Annotated in this window: 20 protein-coding genes; 12 read left to right on the plus strand and 8 right to left on the minus strand. The window is 61.6% G+C overall.

Going from position 1 to position 19604, the window contains the following annotated elements; all coding sequences use genetic code 11:
* Nucleotides 1-35 precede the first annotated feature (35 nt).
* The 10 genes from NMA58_RS22110 to doeB all read left to right on the plus strand — a co-directional run bounded on the left by NMA58_RS22110 (nucleotide 36) and on the right by doeB (nucleotide 9639).
* Nucleotides 36-1421 (plus strand): PLP-dependent aminotransferase family protein, encoded by a 1386-nt coding sequence (locus tag NMA58_RS22110; RefSeq protein ID WP_434713943.1) that lies wholly within the window; start codon nucleotides 36-38, stop codon nucleotides 1419-1421.
* A 122-nt stretch (nucleotides 1422-1543) separates the two neighbouring features.
* Nucleotides 1544-2329, plus strand: coding sequence for an ectoine/hydroxyectoine ABC transporter ATP-binding protein EhuA (gene ehuA, locus NMA58_RS22115; RefSeq protein WP_210631913.1), 786 nt, complete (start codon nucleotides 1544-1546; stop codon nucleotides 2327-2329).
* Nucleotides 2330-2385: 56 nt separating this feature from the next.
* Nucleotides 2386-3234: an ectoine/hydroxyectoine ABC transporter substrate-binding protein EhuB gene (ehuB, locus tag NMA58_RS22120; RefSeq protein ID WP_221127062.1), complete on the plus strand. Its 849-nt coding sequence runs from the start codon at nucleotides 2386-2388 to the stop codon at nucleotides 3232-3234.
* A 76-nt stretch (nucleotides 3235-3310) separates the two neighbouring features.
* A complete protein-coding gene (ehuC, locus tag NMA58_RS22125) occupies nucleotides 3311-3970 on the plus strand; it encodes an ectoine/hydroxyectoine ABC transporter permease subunit EhuC (RefSeq protein ID WP_434713944.1) in 660 nt (219 codons plus the stop codon).
* Between the two features lie 4 nt (nucleotides 3971-3974).
* Nucleotides 3975-4634 (plus strand): ectoine/hydroxyectoine ABC transporter permease subunit EhuD, encoded by a 660-nt coding sequence (ehuD, locus tag NMA58_RS22130; RefSeq protein WP_434713945.1) that lies wholly within the window; start codon nucleotides 3975-3977, stop codon nucleotides 4632-4634.
* A 1-nt stretch (nucleotide 4635) separates the two neighbouring features.
* Entirely contained in the window at nucleotides 4636-5415 is a 780-nt protein-coding gene (eutA, locus tag NMA58_RS22135; protein ID WP_434713946.1) for an ectoine utilization protein EutA, read from the plus strand.
* A 4-nt stretch (nucleotides 5416-5419) separates the two neighbouring features.
* Entirely contained in the window at nucleotides 5420-6421 is a 1002-nt protein-coding gene (gene eutB, locus NMA58_RS22140) for a hydroxyectoine utilization dehydratase EutB (RefSeq protein ID WP_434713947.1), read from the plus strand.
* Nucleotides 6418-7410 carry an ectoine utilization protein EutC gene (gene eutC, locus NMA58_RS22145; protein ID WP_434713948.1) on the plus strand — a complete coding sequence of 331 codons (993 nt, stop codon included), beginning with the start codon at nucleotides 6418-6420 and terminating at the stop codon, nucleotides 7408-7410. Before eutB ends, eutC begins: the two co-directional genes overlap by 4 nt.
* 32 nt (nucleotides 7411-7442) lie before the next feature.
* The gene (doeA, locus tag NMA58_RS22150; RefSeq protein ID WP_434713949.1) at nucleotides 7443-8624 is read left to right on the plus strand and encodes an ectoine hydrolase DoeA; all 1182 of its coding nucleotides are present in this window, start codon (nucleotides 7443-7445) and stop codon (nucleotides 8622-8624) included.
* Between the two features lie 7 nt (nucleotides 8625-8631).
* Nucleotides 8632-9639, plus strand: a complete 1008-nt coding sequence (gene doeB, locus NMA58_RS22155) for a N(2)-acetyl-L-2,4-diaminobutanoate deacetylase DoeB (protein WP_434713950.1) — start codon at nucleotides 8632-8634, stop codon at nucleotides 9637-9639.
* 43 nt (nucleotides 9640-9682) lie between these two features.
* Here doeB and NMA58_RS22160 read toward each other — a convergent pair whose 3' ends face one another.
* Complete coding sequence (locus NMA58_RS22160; RefSeq protein WP_434713952.1) at nucleotides 9683-11500, minus strand: methyl-accepting chemotaxis protein; 1818 nt, start codon at nucleotides 11498-11500, stop codon at nucleotides 9683-9685.
* 239 nt (nucleotides 11501-11739) lie between these two features.
* On the opposite strand from NMA58_RS22160, the gene NMA58_RS22165 reads away from it, so the two are divergent.
* Nucleotides 11740-11988, plus strand: a complete 249-nt coding sequence (locus NMA58_RS22165) for a type II toxin-antitoxin system VapB family antitoxin (RefSeq protein ID WP_430957442.1) — start codon at nucleotides 11740-11742, stop codon at nucleotides 11986-11988.
* Nucleotides 11985-12398 (plus strand): type II toxin-antitoxin system VapC family toxin, encoded by a 414-nt coding sequence (locus tag NMA58_RS22170; RefSeq protein WP_430957443.1) that lies wholly within the window; start codon nucleotides 11985-11987, stop codon nucleotides 12396-12398. Before NMA58_RS22165 ends, NMA58_RS22170 begins: the two co-directional genes overlap by 4 nt.
* Nucleotides 12399-12503: 105 nt before the next feature.
* Here NMA58_RS22170 and NMA58_RS22175 read toward each other — a convergent pair whose 3' ends face one another.
* The 7 genes from NMA58_RS22175 to NMA58_RS22205 form a co-directional block, all read right to left on the minus strand.
* Nucleotides 12504-12752: a hypothetical protein gene (locus NMA58_RS22175; RefSeq protein ID WP_430957444.1), complete on the minus strand. Its 249-nt coding sequence runs from the start codon at nucleotides 12750-12752 to the stop codon at nucleotides 12504-12506.
* A 243-nt stretch (nucleotides 12753-12995) separates the two neighbouring features.
* The gene (locus tag NMA58_RS22180; RefSeq protein ID WP_430957445.1) at nucleotides 12996-14081 is read right to left on the minus strand and encodes a DUF5666 domain-containing protein; all 1086 of its coding nucleotides are present in this window, start codon (nucleotides 14079-14081) and stop codon (nucleotides 12996-12998) included.
* Nucleotides 14078-14971: a DUF6502 family protein gene (locus NMA58_RS22185; protein ID WP_430957446.1), complete on the minus strand. Its 894-nt coding sequence runs from the start codon at nucleotides 14969-14971 to the stop codon at nucleotides 14078-14080. The genes NMA58_RS22180 and NMA58_RS22185 overlap by 4 nt, the downstream gene beginning before the upstream one ends.
* Before the next feature lie 152 nt (nucleotides 14972-15123).
* Nucleotides 15124-15498: a DnaT-like ssDNA-binding protein gene (locus NMA58_RS22190; protein ID WP_430957447.1), complete on the minus strand. Its 375-nt coding sequence runs from the start codon at nucleotides 15496-15498 to the stop codon at nucleotides 15124-15126.
* 10 nt (nucleotides 15499-15508) lie between these two features.
* Nucleotides 15509-16555, minus strand: coding sequence for a flagellar hook-associated family protein (locus NMA58_RS22195; protein ID WP_430957448.1), 1047 nt, complete (start codon nucleotides 16553-16555; stop codon nucleotides 15509-15511).
* A 2-nt stretch (nucleotides 16556-16557) separates the two neighbouring features.
* The gene (flgK, locus tag NMA58_RS22200; RefSeq protein ID WP_430957449.1) at nucleotides 16558-18018 is read right to left on the minus strand and encodes a flagellar hook-associated protein FlgK; all 1461 of its coding nucleotides are present in this window, start codon (nucleotides 18016-18018) and stop codon (nucleotides 16558-16560) included.
* Nucleotides 18019-18031: 13 nt separating this feature from the next.
* Nucleotides 18032-19324, minus strand: coding sequence for a flagellar hook protein FlgE (locus NMA58_RS22205; protein WP_430957450.1), 1293 nt, complete (start codon nucleotides 19322-19324; stop codon nucleotides 18032-18034).
* Nucleotides 19325-19604 lie beyond the last annotated feature (280 nt).

The raw sequence follows: 19604 nt of genomic DNA on the forward strand, positions 1-19604 counted from the left end.
TGTCAATTGAACTGATTTTCAGCAGTGTTAAAATCATGACAAAGTGGCGCCCCGACCCCTCGCAACTTCGCCGACCGGCCTACCTCTCGCTCGCCGAGCAGATCGCCAATGCGATTACCGACGGCAAGCTTGCTGACGGCGCGCAATTGCCGCCGCATCGCAAGCTGGCGGACGATCTGCATCTTTCCGTGCAGACGGTGAGCCGCGCCTATGAGGAACTCAGCCGCCGAGGGCTGATCTCCGGCGAGATCGGGCGCGGCAGCTTCGTGCAGACGCGGCCGCGTGAGCCGGAACCGCCTTATCTGCCGGAACGGCTGGGCGAGGTGATCGATCTCTCTATCCTGAAGCCCGTCTGCGAGCAGATTCATCTGGAAAGGCTGCGCCAGGCCTTTGGCTGGCTCTCCGAAAATCTGCCGTCCAGCTCGGCCCTGTCGTTCCGGCCGAACATGGTCTTTCCGCGCCATCGCGTCGTTGCCACGGAATGGCTGGCGCGCTGCGGGCTCGAGGCGTCGCCGCTGAACATCAGCCTGACGAATGGCGCGACTTCGGGCATGACGGTGGCGCTGATGAGTGTCGCCCCGCCTGGTTCGACCATTGCCACCGAGGCGATCAGCCATCATACGCTGGTGCCGCTCTCCAGCTATCTCGGCCTGCATCTCGAGGGACTGGCGATCGACGAGGAAGGCATGATCCCCGACGCGCTGGACGAGGCCTGCCGGACGGGCCCCATCCGGGCGATCTTCCTTCAGCCTTCGGTGATCAATCCAATGGCCGCGCTGATGAGTGCAGAACGCCGGCAGGCGCTCGCCGCTGTGGCCGCCAAGCACGACATAGCGATCATCGAAAATGACATTCTCGGCCCGATGGTCGAGGATCGAGCGCCGCCGATGGCCGCCTTCGCGCCGGAGCGCACGCTCTACGTCACGAGCTTCACGAAGATCACCGTTCCGGGTCTCAGGATCGGCTATCTTGTTGCGCCGGACCGCTATGTCGCCGCCGTTGCCAACCGGCATCTGGTCTCCAGTTGGATGGCGACGCCGGCTATGGCCGAAATTGCCACGCGCTGGGTCAGCGACGGCACGGCGATGGAACTCGTCAACTGGCAGCGCCGCGCCCTTGTTGGGCGCCATGCGATCGCGGCGGAGATGCTGGCCGGCCTGTCCTATCGAACGCACCCGCAAAGCCTGCATGTATGGCTGCCGCTTTCCGGCAGCCATACGGAGGATGGTTTCGTGTCGCAGGCAAGGCTGCGCGGCGTGGCGATCGCGCCGGGCAAATCCTTCCGCACCGCCGATCACGGCTGGACGCCGGCGGTGCGCATCTCGCTCGGCTCGACGACGGAAGGCGAGCTGCGGACGGGACTGGGGATCGTTGCCTCACTGGCACAGGGAAATCCCGAAGAGCTGCTGCTCGCCATTTGAGGTCGGCGCCTCATTTGCGGGCAGGCGCAGAATAATTGTCATGATATTATTTTACGAATTGACATGATTTTCCAGCGCCGTCATCGTTAGGCCATTGCTTGTCTCAACAAGGAGAGACATGAATGCCTGCGCCCATCATTCGCATCGACAACATCGTGAAGAGATACGGCCCTCTGACCGTGCTCGACGGCCTGTCGATGAATGTCATGCCGGGTGAGAAGCTGGCGCTGATCGGGCCGTCCGGCTCGGGCAAGACGACGATCTTGCGCATTCTGATGACGCTCGAGACGATCAGCGGCGGCCATATCGAGGTTGATGGCGAGCAGCTCTATCACATGCCGAACGGCAACGGGCTGGTGGCGGCCGATGAACGGCATCTGCATCGCATGCGCGAGAAGATCGGCATGGTCTTTCAGCACTTCAACCTGTTCCCGCACAAGTGCGTGCTCGACAATGTGACGCTGGCGCCGATGTTGACCAAGGGTATCAAGCGGCCCCAAGCCGAAAAGCGGGCAATGGAGCTTCTCGACATGGTCGGTCTCGCCGATAAGGCTAGAAGCGTCCCGGCTCAGCTTTCCGGCGGGCAGAAGCAGCGAGTCGCCATCGCCCGGGCGCTGGCGCTGTCACCGAAGATCATGCTGTTCGACGAGGTGACCTCGGCGCTCGACCCGGAGCTGGTCGAGGAGGTGCTGAACGTCATGCGTCGTCTCGCCTCCGAGACCGACATGACGATGCTTCTCGTCACCCATGAGATGGGCTTTGCCCATGATTTTGCCGACCGTGTTCTGTTCTTCGATCGCGGCAGGATCGTCGAGGAAGGCAAGCCCGGCGACATTTTTCGCAATCCGACGCAGGAGAGGACGCAGATCTTCCTGCGCAAGATCATCGCGGCAGGGCACCGCGTCTGAGATCCGACATTGCCCGCAAAAATAAAGCGCAAGGAAAGCCAGAGGAGTTGGGAACGATGAAAGCAGGATATATTTTGAGCGCCATCGGCCTGTCTGCGCTGCTGATGACAGCAGCCGGCCAGGCTTGCGCCGGCGATGACAAGCTCGAACAGCTGAAGGAGCAGGGCTTTGCCCGTATCGCCATCGCCAACGAGCCGCCGTTCACGGCCGTCGGCGCCGACGGCAAGGTCTCGGGTGCCGCGCCCGATGTGGCGCGGGTGATCTTCGAGAAGCTCGGCGTCAAGGAAGTGGTCGCCTCGATCTCCGAGTACGGCGCGATGATTCCCGGCCTGCAGGCCGGCCGGCACGATGCAATTACGGCGGGCCTCTTCATGAAGCCCGAACGCTGCAATGCCGTCGCCTATTCCGAACCGATCCTGTGCGACGCTGAAGCCTTTGCCCTCAAGAAGGGCAACCCGCTGAAGCTGACCAGCTACAAGGATATCGCCGACAACCCGAACGCCAAGATCGGCGCGCCGGGCGGCGGCACGGAAGAGAAACTGGCGCTGGAAGCCGGCGTGCCGCGTGACCGCGTTATCGTGGTTCCGGACGGGCAGAGCGGCATCAAGATGCTGCAGGACGGCCGCATCGACGTCTATTCGCTGCCGGTTCTGTCGATCCACGACCTGTTGACCAAGGCGAACGATCCGAACCTCGAAACCGTCGCGCCCGTCGTCAATGCTCCGGTCTATTGCGACGGCGCCGCCTTCCGCAAGCAGGACGTTGCGCTTCGCGATGCCTTCGACGTCGAGCTGAAGAAGCTGAAGGAATCCGGCGAATTCGCCAAGATAATCGAACCTTACGGCTTCTCGGCCAAGGCGGCGATGTCGACGAGCCGCGAAAAGCTCTGCGCGGCCGCCAAGTGACCTGATGTAAGCAGCCGGCCATGCTCCCGCCATGGCCGGTTGCCCTTCGCACCACCTCCAGAGAAGTGAGCTGCCGATGTCGGTGTGGTCCGGCTATTTGACTCTGATCCTTCAAGGCGCCCTGGTGACGCTCGAGCTGACGATCATGGGCTCGGCGCTGGCGCTCGTCATGGCCTTCCTGGCCGGCCTCGGCCGCCTGTCGCGCTTTTTTGCCGCCCGGGCCTTGGCGACTGCCTATATCGAATTCTTTCGCGGCACCTCGATCTTCGTCCAGCTCTTCTGGGTCTATTTCGTCCTGCCCTTCGCGGGATTGACGTTGACGCCGCTGCAGGCGGGCGTGCTGGCGCTCGGTCTGAATGTCGGCGCCTATGGCGCGGAGGTAGTGCGTGGCGCCGTCAAGGCCGTCGGGCGCGAACAATCGGAAGCCTGCATCGCGCTCAATCTGTCGCGATACCAGCGCATGCGCCATGTCATACTGCCGCAGGCCTTGCCGCTGATGCTACCGACCTTCTGCAACAATGCGATCGAGCTTTTGAAGGGCACGGCGGTCGTGTCGCTGATCTCGCTGACCGACATGACCTTTCAGGCGCAAGTGGTGCGGGCGCAGACCGGCAATACGCTGGTGCCCTTCGCCACGATCCTCATCCTCTATTTCCTCATGGCCTCCGCCATCTCGGCGGCGATGCGCCTCTTGGAACGGCGGATGACACGCGGCCTCGACGGCATGAGGACTTGATCATATGGAATGGGATTGGAACTTCGTCTGGCAGATCATGCCGACCCTTCTCGAAGGGTTCAAGATCACCATTCTCGCGACCATCCTCGGCGCTGCTGTCGCCATGGTCGCAGGCCTCGCGCTTGCCATCGCGCGGCGATCGCCGGTCGTCGCCATTTCCAGCACGGTCGGCTTCGTCTCGGAATTCATCCGCGGTACGCCGCTGCTGGTGCAGCTCTACTTCATCTTCTACGTCCTGCCGGATATCGGCATCCGGCTGTCGCCGCTCACCGCCGGGGTCATCGGCATCGGCATTCACTATGCGACCTATACGGCGGAGGTCTATCGCGCCGGCATCGAGAACGTTTCGCGCGGACAATGGGAGGCGGCCAAAGCCACCAACCTGACGACGCGCCAGGCCTGGATCCATGTGATCTTGCCGCAGGCGATCCCGCCGATGATCCCGGCGCTCGCCAATTACTTCATCGCCATGTTCAAGGAAACACCGCTGCTATCGGCCATCACCGTGCTGGAACTGATGAACCAGGCCAAAAGCATCGCCAACAGCAACTATCGCTATATTGAACCCATGACGCTCGTCGGCGTCTTCTTCCTCGTTATCAGCCTGATTTCGGTTGTGGGATTGCGCTGGCTCGAGGAACGCTATGCCAGGGTGGATGACTGACATGACGGCATCGACCGAGATCATTCCCGCCGGCCGACTGCCACGTCTGGACGACCGGCCGCTGGAAAAGCGCATCGGCCTCGTCATCCTGGCGACCGATCACACGACGGAGGCCGACTTCCGGCGGATGGTCGCCAGCGACCGTATCGGCGTCTATGTCAGCCGCATCCACTACGCCAATCCGGTGACACCGGAAAATCTCCTGAAGATGCAGCCGTCGCTGACCCAAGGCGCAGGGCTCATTCTGCCGGGTGAGACGCTGGATGCCGTCATGTATTCCTGCACCTCGGCCTCTGTTGTCATTGGCGACCGCAAGATCGAGGAAGCGATCCAGGCGGCCAAGCCGCGTGCTTCAGTGGTGACGCCAACGGCGGCTGCTGTGAAAGCCCTGAAGGCGTTCGGCGCCAGGCGGATTTCCGTGCTGACCCCTTATACAGTCGAAACCAGCCGGCCGATGGCGGATTATTTCACCGGTCTTGGTTTTGCGATCGACCGCTTTACCTGCCTCGGTCTGAGCGACGACCGCGAGATGGCACGGATTGCGCCGGATGAAATCGCCGCCTTTGGCCGCCAGGCGCTGGCGCCGCAATCCGATGCACTGTTCATTTCCTGCACCGCCGTGCGCGCCGCACAGGTCGCCGCTCGCATCGAAGCGGCGACCGGCAAGCCGGTGGTGACCAGCAATCTCGCCACCGCCTGGGCCTGTCTGCGGCTCTGCGGCGATGATCAGGCGCGGCCCGAGTTCGGTCAATTGATGACCAGATCCTATGGGGAAGGCTGAGCACATGAGGGGCCTCCTGCCAGTTTCGATGGAGGATATCCGCGCGGCGGCGCATCGGATCGCCGGCCGTGTTGTGGAAACGCCGATCGTGTTGTCGGCATCGCTCGGCGAGATTGCGGGCGTTCCGGTTTGGCTGAAGCTCGAACATCATCAGACGACGGGCAGCTTCAAGCTTCGCGGGGCGACCAATGCGGTAGCGTCATTGTCGCCGGCGGAACGCGTGCGCGGCGTCGTCGCCGCCTCGACGGGAAATCACGGCCGGGCGCTTGCCCATGCGGCGAAGGCACAAGGCATGGTCGCGACGATCTGCATGTCGCGGCTGGTGCCGGCGAACAAGATTTCAGAAATCCGCCGTCTGGGCGCCGATGTGCGCATCGTCGGTCAATCACAGGACGAGGCGCAGGAGGAGGTTGACCGTTTGATGCGAGATCAAGGTCTGGTGATGGTTCCGCCTTTTGACCATCCGGCTGTCGTCGCCGGGCAGGGGACGCTGGGGCTCGAGATCGTCGATGCATTGCCGCAGGCAGCCACGGTTCTGGTGCCGCTCTCGGGCGGCGGACTTGCCGCGGGCGTTGCCGCTGCGATCAAGGGCGTCAATCCGAAAACGAGAGTGATCGGCCTGACGATGGAACGGGGCGCGGCGATGAAAGCGAGCCTCGATGCCGGACGGCCGGTGCAGGTGGAGGAAGTGAGAAGTCTTGCGGATTCACTCGGCGGCGGCATCGGCCTCGACAATCGAGTGACTTTCACCATGTGCCAGGCGCTTCTCGACGACGTCGTCCTGCTGACGGAGGCGGAGATTGCCGCAGGCATGCGCCATGCCTATGCCTGCGAGCGCGAGATCGTCGAGGGAGCGGGAGCGGTCGGAATAGCAGCGCTGCTGGCGGGAAAGATCAGCTCCGGCGGCCCGGTCGTTACGATCCTTTCCGGGTGTAATGTCGACATGGAACAGCACCGCCGAGTGATCAACGGGGAGGGTGCGGCATTCGAGGAGGATCGCCCATGAACCGCATGATCATTCTGACGGAAGCGGAATTGCGCAAGATCGTGATGCTCGATCGCGATGCGGTCGCCTGTATCGAGCAGGCTTTCGCGGCGCTTGCAACGAAGGCGGTCGCCATGCCGCCGATTTTGCGGCTCGACATTCCGGAGCATCGGGGTGAGGTCGATGTGAAGACCGCCTACGTTCCGGGCATTGAAGGTTTCGCCATCAAGATCAGCCCCGGTTTCTTCGACAATCCAAAGATCGGCCTGCCGAGCACCAATGGCATGATGGTGCTGCTGTCCAGCCGGACCGGCCTGGTACAAGCGCTGCTTCTGGACAATGGTTACCTCACGGACGTCCGCACCGCAGCCGCCGGCGCCGTCGCGGCGCAATACCTATCGCGGAAAAATTCCGGCGTCGCCGCAATTTTCGGTGCCGGCATGCAGGCACGGCTGCAGCTCGAGGCACTGACGCTGGTACGGCCTATCGCCCAGGCCAGGATCTGGGCGCGCGATGCCGCCAAGGCGCGGAAAGCAGCAGCCGAATTGACCGGAAAACTCGGCTTTCCCGTGATTGCGACGTCGGCGCCGAGAGACGCAATGACGGGCGCCGATATTGTCGTGACCACCACACCTGCGGAAAATCCGATCGTCGAAGCGGGGTGGCTCGAATCCGGGCAGCATCTGACGGCCATGGGATCGGATGCGGAGCACAAGAACGAAATCGATCCCGCGGCCATCGCCCGCGCGAGCCTTTACGTCGCCGACAGCCTGAAACAGACGCGCCGTCTCGGCGAACTGCACCACGCAATCGAGGCCGGTCTGGTCGCACGCGATGCCGATTTCGCCGAACTCGGCCGTATTGTCGCCGGTCAGATGCCGGGCAGGACGAGCAACGATGAGATCACCATCGCGGACCTCACCGGCACCGGCATTCAGGATACCGCCATCGCCACGCTCGCCTTCGCCCGCGCCGGCGCGGCGAAGGCCGGCACCACATTCGAAAGCTGACCGGCGCGGCGCCGGAAAAGAAGGGAAGAAACATGACCCAGCCCAATCTGAAGTTTTCGCTCGGTGAATATGCCGCGCGGCTGGAAAAAACACGGCGCGCCATGGAGGCGAAGGGTGTGGACCTGCTTGTTGTCAGCGACCCCTCGAACATGGCCTGGCTGACCGGCTATGACGGTTGGTCCTTCTACGTGCACCAGGCGGTGATCGTGCCGCCGCAGGGCGAGCCGATCTGGTTCGGCCGCGGTCAAGATGCCAATGGCGCCAAGCTCACCGCCTATCTCGCGCACGACGATATCGTCGGCTATCCCGATCACTACGTGCAGTCGACCGAGCGTCATCCAATGGATTACCTCTCCGGCATCCTGACGGAGCGCGGCTTCGCCAAGCTGACGATCGGCGTCGAGATGGACAATTACTGGTTTTCTGCCGCCGCCTTCGCCGCGCTGCAGAAGCATCTGCCGAATGCGCGCTTCGTCGACGCGACCGCGCTGGTCAACTGGCAGCGCGCGGTCAAGAGCGAGACCGAAATCAAGTACATGCGCAATGCGGCCCGGATCGTGGAAGCCATGCACGCCCGCATCTTCGACAAGATCGAGGTCGGCATGCGCAAATGCGATCTGGTGGCGGAAATCTATGACGCCGGCACGCGCGGCGTCGACGGCATCGGCGGCGACTACCCGGCCATCGTGCCGCTGCTGCCGTCCGGCGTCGAAGCATCTGCACCGCATCTGACCTGGGACGACCGGCCGTTGAAGAAGGGGGAGGGCACCTTCTTCGAGATCGCCGGCTGCTACAACCGTTATCATCTACCACTGTCGCGCACCGTCTTCCTCGGCAAGCCGACGCAGGCCTTTCTCGACGCCGAAAAAGCGACACTGGAAGGCATGGAAGCCGGTCTTGCTGTCGCCCGACCCGGCAATAGCTGCGAGGATATCGCCAATGCCTTCTTCGCGGTGCTCAAGAAATATGGAATCGTCAAGGACAACCGCACCGGTTACCCGATCGGGCTCTCCTATCCGCCGGATTGGGGCGAGCGCACCATGAGCCTGCGGCCGGGCGATCGGACCGAGTTGAAGCCCGGCATGACCTTCCATTTCATGACCGGCCTCTGGCTCGAGGACATGGGTTTCGAAACAACGGAGAGCATCCTCATCACCGAGAGCGGTGTCGAATGCCTCGCCAACGTGCCGCGCAAGCTGTTGGTCAAGGAGTGAGGCTGTCATGACAGACACTGGCTTGCGGCCGTCGCCGATCAGCGCGACGGTGGATTTCGCCGCCGAGGGCGTTCAGCACGGGTTCCTCAGGCTGCCCTACAGCCGCGACGATTCCGCTTGGGGCTCGGTGATGGTTCCGATAACGGTCGTCAGGAATGGCAAGGGACCGACGGCGCTCCTGACGGGCGGCAATCATGGCGACGAATACGAGGGACCGATCGCGCTCTTCGATCTCGCCCGCTCGCTGCAGGCAGAGGAGGTGAGCGGCGCTGTCATCATCGTGCCGGCAATGAATTACCCGGCATTCCTTGCGGGAACCCGGACCTCGCCGATCGACAGAGGCAACATGAACCGCAGCTTTCCGGGTCGTCCGGACGGCACGGTGACCGAAAAGATCGCCGATTATTTCCAGCGTGTGCTTCTGCCGATGGCGGATCTCGTGCTCGATTTCCACTCCGGCGGCAAGACGCTCGATTTTCTCCCGTTCTGCGCAGCGCACATACTGCAGAACAAACAACAGGAGGCGCAGGCTTTCGATTTCGTCACAGCCTTTGCCGCACCCTATTCGATGAAGATGCTGGAGATCGATGCGGTCGGCATGTACGACACGGCGGCCGAAGACATGGGTAAGATCTTCATCACGACCGAGCTCGGCGGTGGAGGTACTGCCACGGCCAGAACTGCGGCGATCGCAAAACGTGGCACCATGAACGTGCTGCGACATGCCGGTATCGTCGCCGGCGCCGTCGATACCGGGCCAACAACCTGGCTGGATATGCCGGATGGCCGCTGTTTCTCTTTCGCGGAGCAGGGCGGATTGATCGAGCCCACCATCGACCTTGGCGAAGCGGTCGCCAAGGATGCCGTGATCGCTCGCGTCTATCCGACGGGCAGGACGGGTGAGGCGCCGGGCGAGATCCGTGCCGCCATGGACGGCATTCTCTGTGCGCGGCATTTCCCGGGGTTGGTCAAATCAGGCGACTGCGTTGGGGTCGTGGCGATTGTGACGAACTGAACGACGACTGCTGTGTGAGATGAACGTCACCCTCCGATCAACATCAAGCCGCCTTGCGCGCTCTTGACCCGGCAGTTGCCGCGTCGGTCTGGAAGCGACCGACAATCCCTTCCAGCGTCTGCGTCTGGCCGCCGAGCGCACGACAGGCTGAGACCGTTTCCGCGGCCATGGCGGCATTGCGCTGCGTGACCTCATCGAGCGCATTGACGGAGGCATTGATTTCCCCGATCGCCACTGCCTGCTCGGAGGAAACCGAAACGATGCGGGCGATCAGGCCGGCGACCTGCTCGACCTGGCCTTCGATTTCCATTAGCGCCTTGCCGGTGCGGTTGACGAGCTCCACGCCAGTGGAAACCTGAGACGATGACGTGGAAATCAGAGATCTGATCTCCTTGGCGGCATTGGCCGAACGGAGGGCGAGCTCACGTACTTCCTGCGCTACAACGGCGAAGCCTTTGCCCGCTTCGCCTGCGCGGGCAGCTTCCACACCGGCGTTGAGCGCCAGAAGGTTGGTCTGGAACGCGATCTCGTCGATGACGTTGACGATCTCGCCGATCTGGGCGGACGAACCTTCGATCTTCTGCATGGCGGCGATCGCATCGCGAACGATGGCTGCCGAATGTTCGGCGCTGCTGCGCGTCTCGGCCATCATACCGGTCGCCTTGCCGGCATGGTGGGAGGCGTCCTTGGTTTTAGCGTTCATCTCCTTGAGCGCGGCGGTGGCCTCTTCTAGCATAGCCGCCTGCTGCTCAGTGCGGGATGCGAGACTGTCGGCGGCATTAGTGATGCCGGTCGAGGAACTGCCGACCTGCCGGGAGGTCTGGGCGACCTCCGCCATTGAGGCGGAAAGAGCATCCAGGCTGTCGTTGAATTTGGCGCGCAAGCTCTCATAGGCGGCGGCAAAGGTTGTCGTGATACGGCAATCAAGATTGCCGTGCGACAGCTGGTCCAGGCCATATGTCAACTCGTTGATAACCGTTTCGCGTGTCCGCTCCTCGGCCGCCTTTTCGGCCATCTGGCTGCGCTCGCGCTCGAATTCGGCATCGCGAAGCGCCGTTTCCCGCTTCTGCGCGTCCTGCCGTTCCAGCGCATTACGGCGGAACACCGCAACCGCCTTGGACATGGCGCCGATCTCGTCGGAACGGTTCGCATAGGGAACTTCGGTCGAAAAATCGCCTTCGGCAAGATTGCCCATATAGGCCTTCATGCCATCGAGCGGCACGATTGCCCGGCGGCGCAGAAGATAGAGTCCCGCCAGCAGCAGAGCGAAGGAGCCGAAGCCTGCAGCTCCCGCATAGATCGTCCAGGTCACGATTTCCGAAGCTGCGTTCGTTTCCTCGCCCTTCAGGAAAGCGTCGGAATTCGCGACGAGCTTCTCCACAGCATCCTGGTGCGTATGGAAGGCGACGCGCAACTGCTCGATCGCGCCGTGCGCCTTGTCTTCGTCCTTTGCTTTCAGCGCCGGAATGATCTCGCGGTTCATCACGTCCCAGAATGCATCGCCCTTGGTCAGCACATCGTTTTCGAGCTCGTCCTTCAAAGCCTGCGGCAGCCGGGTGGACTTCCAATAGGCGCGGCGGTCGTCGTAAGCGGCCTTCAGATTGGCGATCTTCGCCAGATTGGTCTCGGTGAGTTCGGGAAATTTGCTCGCCTCGAAGGAGAGCATGTAGGATTCGACCACGAAGAGCGGCGGCGGCAATATGTCGGCGATGAGATCCTTGCCGTAGACCACCTGCTCATAAACCGGGCCGTTGACTTTCAGCCTTTCAAGCGCCGATTGCTGCAATCCAATCGACATGAAAAGACCGGCTGAAACGGCGATGCCAAACGCCACCAGGCTGCGCGCAATGGTAAATGCCAAGACTCTCTCCAAATACTTTGCGGCTCTCTTCTTCGAGTCGCCGGATTTATACGGAGCATTATTTCTCAAGAACCCTGAGATATGGTTAATTCTGGAATGTGTGAGGCTCCAAAAGATCTTCCCAGACTGCCCAAAATTCGGGTGGTTCATGAAATGTGAGCTATTTAGGTATCAAGCCATCAATTGCCATCTTGATGGCTTATGGGGAGCGCACTATATCTGTCGTAAAGGAAATTAAGATGGCCGAACCCCAGCTTTCCGTACGAAGTGCAAGGGCACGTGACCTTGCTCATCGACTCGCCCGCCGCGAAAACCGCTCGATAGCCGATATCGTCGAGCGGGCGCTCGAATCCTATGAAATACGCGAGGCCGGCCGTGAGCCGGCATCGTCTTTCTACAGCAGGCTGTCGCAACAAAGTGGGACGGATATTGACCTTGAGGCCGTCGTGAAGGAAGACCGGCAGGCGCACAAAGGCATCGAGCTTTGATTTTTATCGATACCAACGTCGTTTCGGAGACGTTGAGAAAATCGCCTGATAAAGCGGTAATCGCATGGCTGGTTCGTCATGATGCTGAACTGGCACTGCCCACGGTGACGATTGCCGAGATCGCTTTCGGTATCCAGAAGATCCGGCCCGACCAACGAGCCGAACGCCTCGAACAGGGACTTTCCGACTGGCGGCGCCGCTTCGCGGACCGGATTTTTGGCCTGACCGAAGAAGCCGCTCTTGCCTATGGCGAGATCATGGGGACCGCAGCTCATCAGGGGCGCGGCATGTCAGCGCCGGACGGCATGATCGCAGCTATTGCGAGGGTTAATGGCGGTCGGCTCGCGACGCGAAACCTGAGCGATTTCGTGACTACGAACCTTGAATTGATTTCCCCGTGGGAGTTTTGATCTGAGCAGCACCGCAGCCACGAACCTGAAGCCAAGCCGACCAGTTTTGTAAATTGCAGAGAGACGATTGCGATCGTCGCAATACTTCATTGACAACGGCGCCACTCAAGCCAATCGCATCAGCATCTCGTTGAGGTTGCCGATCTCTCGCAGCAGTTCGATCAGCCTGTCCGTGTCGTCTTGGCCGAGTCGGCCGCTGCCGCCGCTTTTATCCCAGAGAGCCTGGAATTCCTGGCTCATCTCACGCGCGCTATGCATGATTTCGATGATTTGCGTGCGGTTTTCCCAGGTTGTAACGACGGTCGGTTCGTCCATCTCCATCGGCATCTCGGGTTCGCGTTGCAGCAAAAGCAATGTCTGTTTCCTCTTGGGCGACGAGGGTTTGGTTCGGATCGGCCTTCGGCGGCCATTCATCGTGAGCTTACGCGGGAACGCGGTATTCACTTGAAATCAAATGAGAAATGAACAATTGGCTAGCGGGTGTGGGGCGGTACCCGTTAGCCAATCGGCAAGCCCTATTTCGGAATCATCCGAACGAAGGATCGCAGGGCCAATAAATGGGAAATTTTCCCATTTGTCAAATGTTCAATTACATCGTCAGGGCTGGCCCGGAAAATCCGGTGGTGGTCCTGGTGGCGGCCCCGGCGGCGGACCATTCGGCCCCGGCCCTGGTCCCGGTCCGCCCGGGCCGGAAAAGCCGTCAGGACCGGCTCTGCCAAAGGGCGGGTGATCATGCGGTGGACCATCCCAGAAGCCGCGTGGCGGCCGGGCATCGATGCCCCCGGGAGGACCCAGGTTTGGAAAGCCGGTTATTCTGTTCGAATCCCGCACGCCGATATCAACGAAGCCGTGACCATCCGAGGATAGCCGCATCGACCCGAAGGGCGGCGAACCCCCGGGGCCTGATCTCGGTCTGTCCTTGTCGGTCGCCCGGAAGGTCTCGATGTTGACGGTACCGCGTTTGAGGCCCGGCACTATGGGTTCGGGCTGAATGCGGGTGATCGCCAACCGATCGGCCGCTATCTTGAGATGCACGACGGTCTGCTTGCCGACCAGTTGACGGTGCGCGCCTCCGAGCGAAAGGCCGCCGATCAGGACGCGATTGCCGCTCTTGACGGGGATCCCGCGGACATGGGCGCCATCCGAGACGGAGCGGGGTTCGATGCGCCGGGCTACGATTGTGCCGTCTGGTTTGCGGATGCCGAAGACGGCGACCCGCTTGCCTTTCCGCAGGCCCTTCGTCGCCAGACCGGATATGTCGACGGTTTGCGAAAGGATCGTTATCGAAGCCTTGCTAAACCGGTCGATACGCCCCTGAACCTCGCTGACGATCGTGATGCGGGCGGCGCGCTTTCCCTTCAGCAGCACACGGACGACATGACCGACCTTCATCGCGCTCGCGGGAACATGCCGTCCATCGATCTCGATCGGCGTCGTCGCGCTGAACGGTATGTGGATGCCGTTGACGATAATGCTTCCAAAACCCTGGATGGTCCCGACGATGCCGGTTCCGCCGATGCCGTGGTCTTCATTCTCGCCGCCGCCCTGGATGGAGGTGCCGGACCCGCCGATTCCATGATCGTTGGTGCTGGTCGACTGCGCGGCGGCAAATCCCGGCTTCAAGATCTGAAGCGCTATGCCGGCCAGTAGAAACTGTCTTCTCGAGATCACCGACGGGCTCATTCATCCGCCTCCGTCTTGGAAGCGGCGTCTGCCTGGAGACCCGTCTCACCCTCTTCGGTCATGACATAGAGCCCCGCGATCCAGCGGCTGTTGCCGCCGGGATCGTCCTTGATCGCCTGATGGGCTACCTTATTGAGCTTCAGGAGCAGCGCCATCGCTTCCTCGCGGGCAAGCTCGTCGAGCCGGGCCGCCAGCGCGGGCGATATGCCGTCATAATGAACCGCGCGTTCGAAAAAGGGCGGAGGGTCGTTCATCAGGTTGGTGACCGCCGCCTGCACGTGGTCGCGAAGGTTGCGGGTGAAATAATGCCGGCGGGCGTCGTCGCCGGCATTCGGGACGATCGATGAGAGGTCGAGCCGGACGCAGCCGTCCTCATCGAGAACGACGATGCCCCTGTCCAGCCATTCGTCCAGGATGGAGCGGGGGTGGACATCCTTGGTGATATCGCTCACCAGGCTTTCGAATGAAGGGCTGCCATCGCTTGTGGTTCGGGGCAGGGCGCTTGGCCTGTCCTCGGCATCGCAATAGAGCGGGTCGGCCAGCCATCGGGCAAGGATGCGGCTCGTTTGCGAAACACCGACGGTCAGCAACGATGTCGAAATCTCCTGTCCGCGCAGCCGGTTGACGTCCTTGCGGTGGACGCCTGTCAGAAGTGAGATGCGGCTGTCCGTCTGCTGCTTGTTCGGCAGCGCAAATTCCTTCTCGGCAACTTCGATATAGAGCCGGCGAAGAATGGCCGAAAAGGCGGTGAAGTTGAAGCCGGAAGCGAGCGCGAGCTTGACCAGCGGACGCAGCACGCGGACAAGCATGGCCTGCAGGGTCTCTTCGGAGAAGGGTAGCTTCGCGCGCGGCTTCGACATCAAAAACACACTCGGTCTCTGAAAGACCATTGCCGGCAGACTTCGATAGCCGCCTTCACTCTCCTATGGCAAAGTCCGGAATGCCGCAACGGACTAGCCTTATGCAAGATCGGCCTAGGCTGTACTTCCTGCCAGCCTGGCCGCGATCGTGCCGCCATAGGGAAGATATTTCGCGCCTTCTGTCAATGCGTTACCGGATGCGGCTCGGGCGAGAGCACCGCCCCGTGGCTCCAGTCGATCAGGCGGTCGATCCGCGCAATCTTGTGGAAAACCTCGAAGACGTCGAATGCCGCACCCTTTTCGATATGGCCTGCCAGCAGCTCGCAAAGCTCGAATATTTCAGGCGGCGTGGTGGTCATTTCGACGCCGTCATCGGTGAAGACACCTGATCGCGGCCACGCCCGCGCCTGCTGCTCATCGAGCTTGCAACCGACGAATGGGATCGTATCGATGATGCCGGAGGCAAGCGCGAAGGCTGCTTCCGCCACGATTTCGGAGCAGGACGTGTTTGGCCCGTTTCTTAAGGCCGGTATCTGCGGCCGCTTGAGTTCGCGCATTTTCAATCCGTCAGAGATAGTTGACCAGGCTGAGATTCTGGAGTTTCGAGACGAGCGTGTAGGCGGTTTCCAGCTGCGTCTGCAGCTGATTGACGAGCGTCGAAGCCTCGTAGGTGTCGACGCCCTGAAGGTCGACGAGCTTTCCCTGCAGCAGGCTCGACTGGGCGTCGAGCGCGTCATTTGCCTTTTCGAGCCGCTCCTGCGAGAGGCCGAGCTCGCTCTGCTGCGTCACGATGCCCGAAGTCGCCTGGGCCGCGTAGCCTATCGCCTTGGATGCGACGGTGCTCTGCGCGTCCGAGCTCAGATCCTGGCCGAAGAGGGCGGAGACGACGACGGAGGCAAGTGCCAGGTAACGCATGCCTTCGGAATTGGCGTTGGTCGACGAGGTGATGGTTTCCGATGCGCTGATCCGGCTGGTCATGTCGGTGCTGGATGCGCTCGACCAGCCGCTCGAAGCGTCCGTCCAGCTGCTTTCGGAGAACATCGGCTCGACCGTATCGGTGATGAAGCTGCCGATTTCCTCGCCCGTCAGCTCGCTGACGTCCTTTCCGAGACCGGTTGCATAATCGGTGAGCGCCGTGACGATCGTATCCGAGACTGCGGAAGACTGGTCGGTGAGGGGCTGGCTGTCGAGGTTCGTTCCGCCGAACAGGAACTCGCCATTGACCGAGGTGTTGGCCGTCGAGATCAACTGCGAAATTGTGGCGCTTGCCGATTGCAGGGCAACAGCGATGCTCGTCGTATCCTGGCTTGCCTGAAGCGCGGTCAGGTTGGAGACCAGGCTGTCGCCGGCATCCTTGAGGCTGGAAAGAGCGGTTTGCGACGCTTCCATGCGCAGCGCGACGACGGAATTGCTTGTCTTGAACGAGGCGGCCTGTGCGATCGCGCTGGTGAGATTGATCGATTTTGCGGCGCCGCTCCCAAGGGAAACGCCGATATCGGCGTAAGTTCCTGTGGTCGCTTCCGTCGAGGCCTGCTGCAGCTTGTTCTGGGACTGGCTGATGGTGAGCCGCAAAACGTTCTGCATCGCCGATGATGAGACAAAAGATGCTTTCATGACTAGCTCGCTATGTCGAGGAGCGACTGGAACATCTCGTCGATGACGTTCAGGATCTTCGTCGCAGCCTTGTAGGATTGTTCGATGTCGAGAAGGAGCGTCAGCTCCTCGTCGAGATTGACGCCGGCTTCGTTGGAATAGGCCTCGTCGGAGCGAGATAGTGCGGCGGCCGTGGTTTCCGAGGCCGACGTCGCATCGCTTCGATATTGTTCGAGCCAGCCGATAGAGGCGCTGGCATAGTCCGTCAGGCTTTGCGTTGTGGAGAGACCGGCGTCGGCGGAGAACGAGCGTTGTTCCGTCAGCGCCTGATAGAGGGCGTCGAGATTGTCGGAGAAACCGCTGTCTCCGGAGGTGTTGAGATCGGTGATGCCGCTGACGGTTCCGTCGCGCAGCTTGGTCGCATCGCCGCCTTCGCTCGTGACGACGGCAAGATTGACCGAGATGGTGGAGGCAATCCCGGTGATATCGTCGGTATCAGACGGTGTTTCTCCCGTTGTCCCCGATGCCGTCGTCCAGGTAAAAAGTCCCGGCGCGCTCGTACTGCCGTCGGTTTCCGAGAAGACCTGGACGAGGGCCTTGGCGATCTGGTCGAGCTGGTCCTGAAATGTCGGGGCGATCTCGTCGCGGAGCTGCAGCAGGGCCTGCAGGCTGCCCGAGGCACTCGTCGTCGAACCCTCGCCGACATCGAGCGCCACGCCGTCGATATAGATGGCATTGCCCTCGGTTCCTGCGACATAAGTTGCCGTCGACGCGAATGTGACGGTGCGCGGTATGGTCTCGAACAGCACGGTGCCGTCCGAGGTATAGAGCGCCATGTCGTTATTGTCGCGCACGACGGAGGTGACGCCGACGATCGAGGAGATCTGCTTCAGGAGCTTCTCACGCTCGTCGAGCGCCGAGGATGTATCGGCGCCGGTCGATGTCGCGAGCTTAACCGCGTTGTTGGCCGCCTCGAACTGCGACAGCAGCGTATTCAGCGTGGAGACCTGCGTGGCGATCTCCGCATCCGCCTCGGCCCTGATCGACTGGACGCCGTCGCTCGCGGTATTAAGCGAATTGGCGAGATCCTGCGCGGCGGTGACGGCCGATTGCGCGGCGGTCGTATTGCTCGGCGACGTCGCATATGTCTGGAGCGCCTCCTGGAAGGCTGCGAGATAGGTGCTCGGGGATGTCTCGTAGTCATTGCCGCCCATCAGCGACTGCAGGCTTTCGAGGCCGGTCACGAGCGTCTGCTGGGCGCTGTCCTTGGCGTTGGATTGCAGGTACTGGGCGAGCAGCGCAGTTTCTTGGGCCCGGCTGATGCTGACGACCTGAGCGCCGGAAAGAGACGTCGTGATCGACGCCTCCCGCCTGACATAGTCGGAATTTCCGACATTGGCGATGTTGGTCGAGACGACGCTGCTCTGCTGGCCGGTATTGTTGAAAATACTCTGCACGCTGTTCAAGGCTGACGTGAGCGACATCCAGGCGTTCCCTCTATCGCTTCAGGTTGACGAGGACATCCATGATGTCGGAGCCGGTCTGAAACACCTTCGAATTGGCGGTGTAGCTGCGCTGCGCCTCGATCATCTCGGTCAATTCGCCGGCGAGATCGACATTCGAGCTTTCGAGCGCGCCGGACTGGATGGAGCCGAGCCCGTTCGTCTGCGGGAAGCCGGTGACGGTGACGCCGGAAATACCGTTGGCGGTGTAGACGTTGCCGCTGAGCAGCGTCAGATTGTCGGGGCTTGCGACCGTCGCGAGAGGGATCTGATAGAGGGATTTCGTCGTGCCGTTGGCATAGGAGACCGACACCACGCCGTCCGTGCCGATCGAAACTGAGCTCACCGCGCTTGCGGCCTGGCCGTCGGCGGAACCTGTCGCCGAGAAGTCGGAGGCAAGCTGGGTGAAATCCGAATAGTCCATATCGATCGTCTGTGCCGTGGTCGGATCGACGATGTCGGTGTTTGCCTGCGACGTCAGCTGGCCGTCGGCGTCGAAGGAGAGCGTCGCGACGCTCACGGCGTCGGAGGAATAGGGGAAGGACGTCGTGCCGCCGGTAGATGCATCGGCATTGCGGTAGACCGCGACCTCCCAGGTGCTGCCGGTGACCGCGCCGTTGGCATCCGTGGTCACGCCCGTCTTGGTGAAATAGTAGTCGTACTGGACGGTGGCGCCGAGGCTGTCATAGGCGACCAGTGACATTTTCTGCGTGTCGTCGGTGACATCGGACGTGTTGGCGCTCGGCAAGGTCGTCGAATCGGTGACGACGGTCGCTTCGGAGTTGAGGTTGCCGCTGAAATAGGCGCTGGTCGACGCGACCGCGCTCAGGCCCGATTGGGCGACGTTGACCGGCACTAGGCCGTCGAAACCGTTGACAACAACCGCCGGCACGCCGGAATCATAGGAATAGCCCATCAGCGTGTAGCCGGCGCTGTTGACGAGATTGCCGTCGCTGTCGACCGAGAAATCGCCGGCCCGGGTGAGCACCGGCGTACCGTCGGCGCTTTCGACGATGAAGAACCCGTCTCCGGAGATCGCGAGATCATAGGCCGAAGTCGTATAGGAGATATCGCCCTGCTGTGAAATCGCCTGGCGCACGGATGTCTGGACGCCACCGGAATTGTAATTGCCCGAGGAAGAGGGCAGGACCAGCGACGAAAAGGAGGTGGAAACGGCCTTGTAGCCGACGGTGTTGGCATTGGCGATGTTGTCGGAAACCGTGCTCAGTCGGTTTGCCTGGGCGCTCATGCCGGAGACGGCGGTTTTCATGCTTCCAAAAATGCTCATGGCTCGATCCTTGAAGGTTTGGGAACATGCCATGTGACGACAGGCTTCCAGGGCCCGGATGGTGGGCGCAAGACATCGTCAGGCGCCGAGCATAGGCCGGCTCCGGTCGATAATCTGATTGTCTGGACTGACCCCGTGATGGCTCTCGTCGCGTCGGTTCATCCGAGCGTGTGACATCGTGCGCCTGATGCAGCGCACCATTCGAATAATAAGAAGCGGCCCGGCCGAAGGCTCTGCCGGCTCAACTGCCGGGCCGCTTCAGACCGTCGCCATTGCAGTC

This window comes from Rhizobium sp. YTUHZ045 (assembly GCF_051124255.1).
Taxonomy (GTDB): Bacteria; Pseudomonadota; Alphaproteobacteria; order Rhizobiales; family Rhizobiaceae; genus Rhizobium.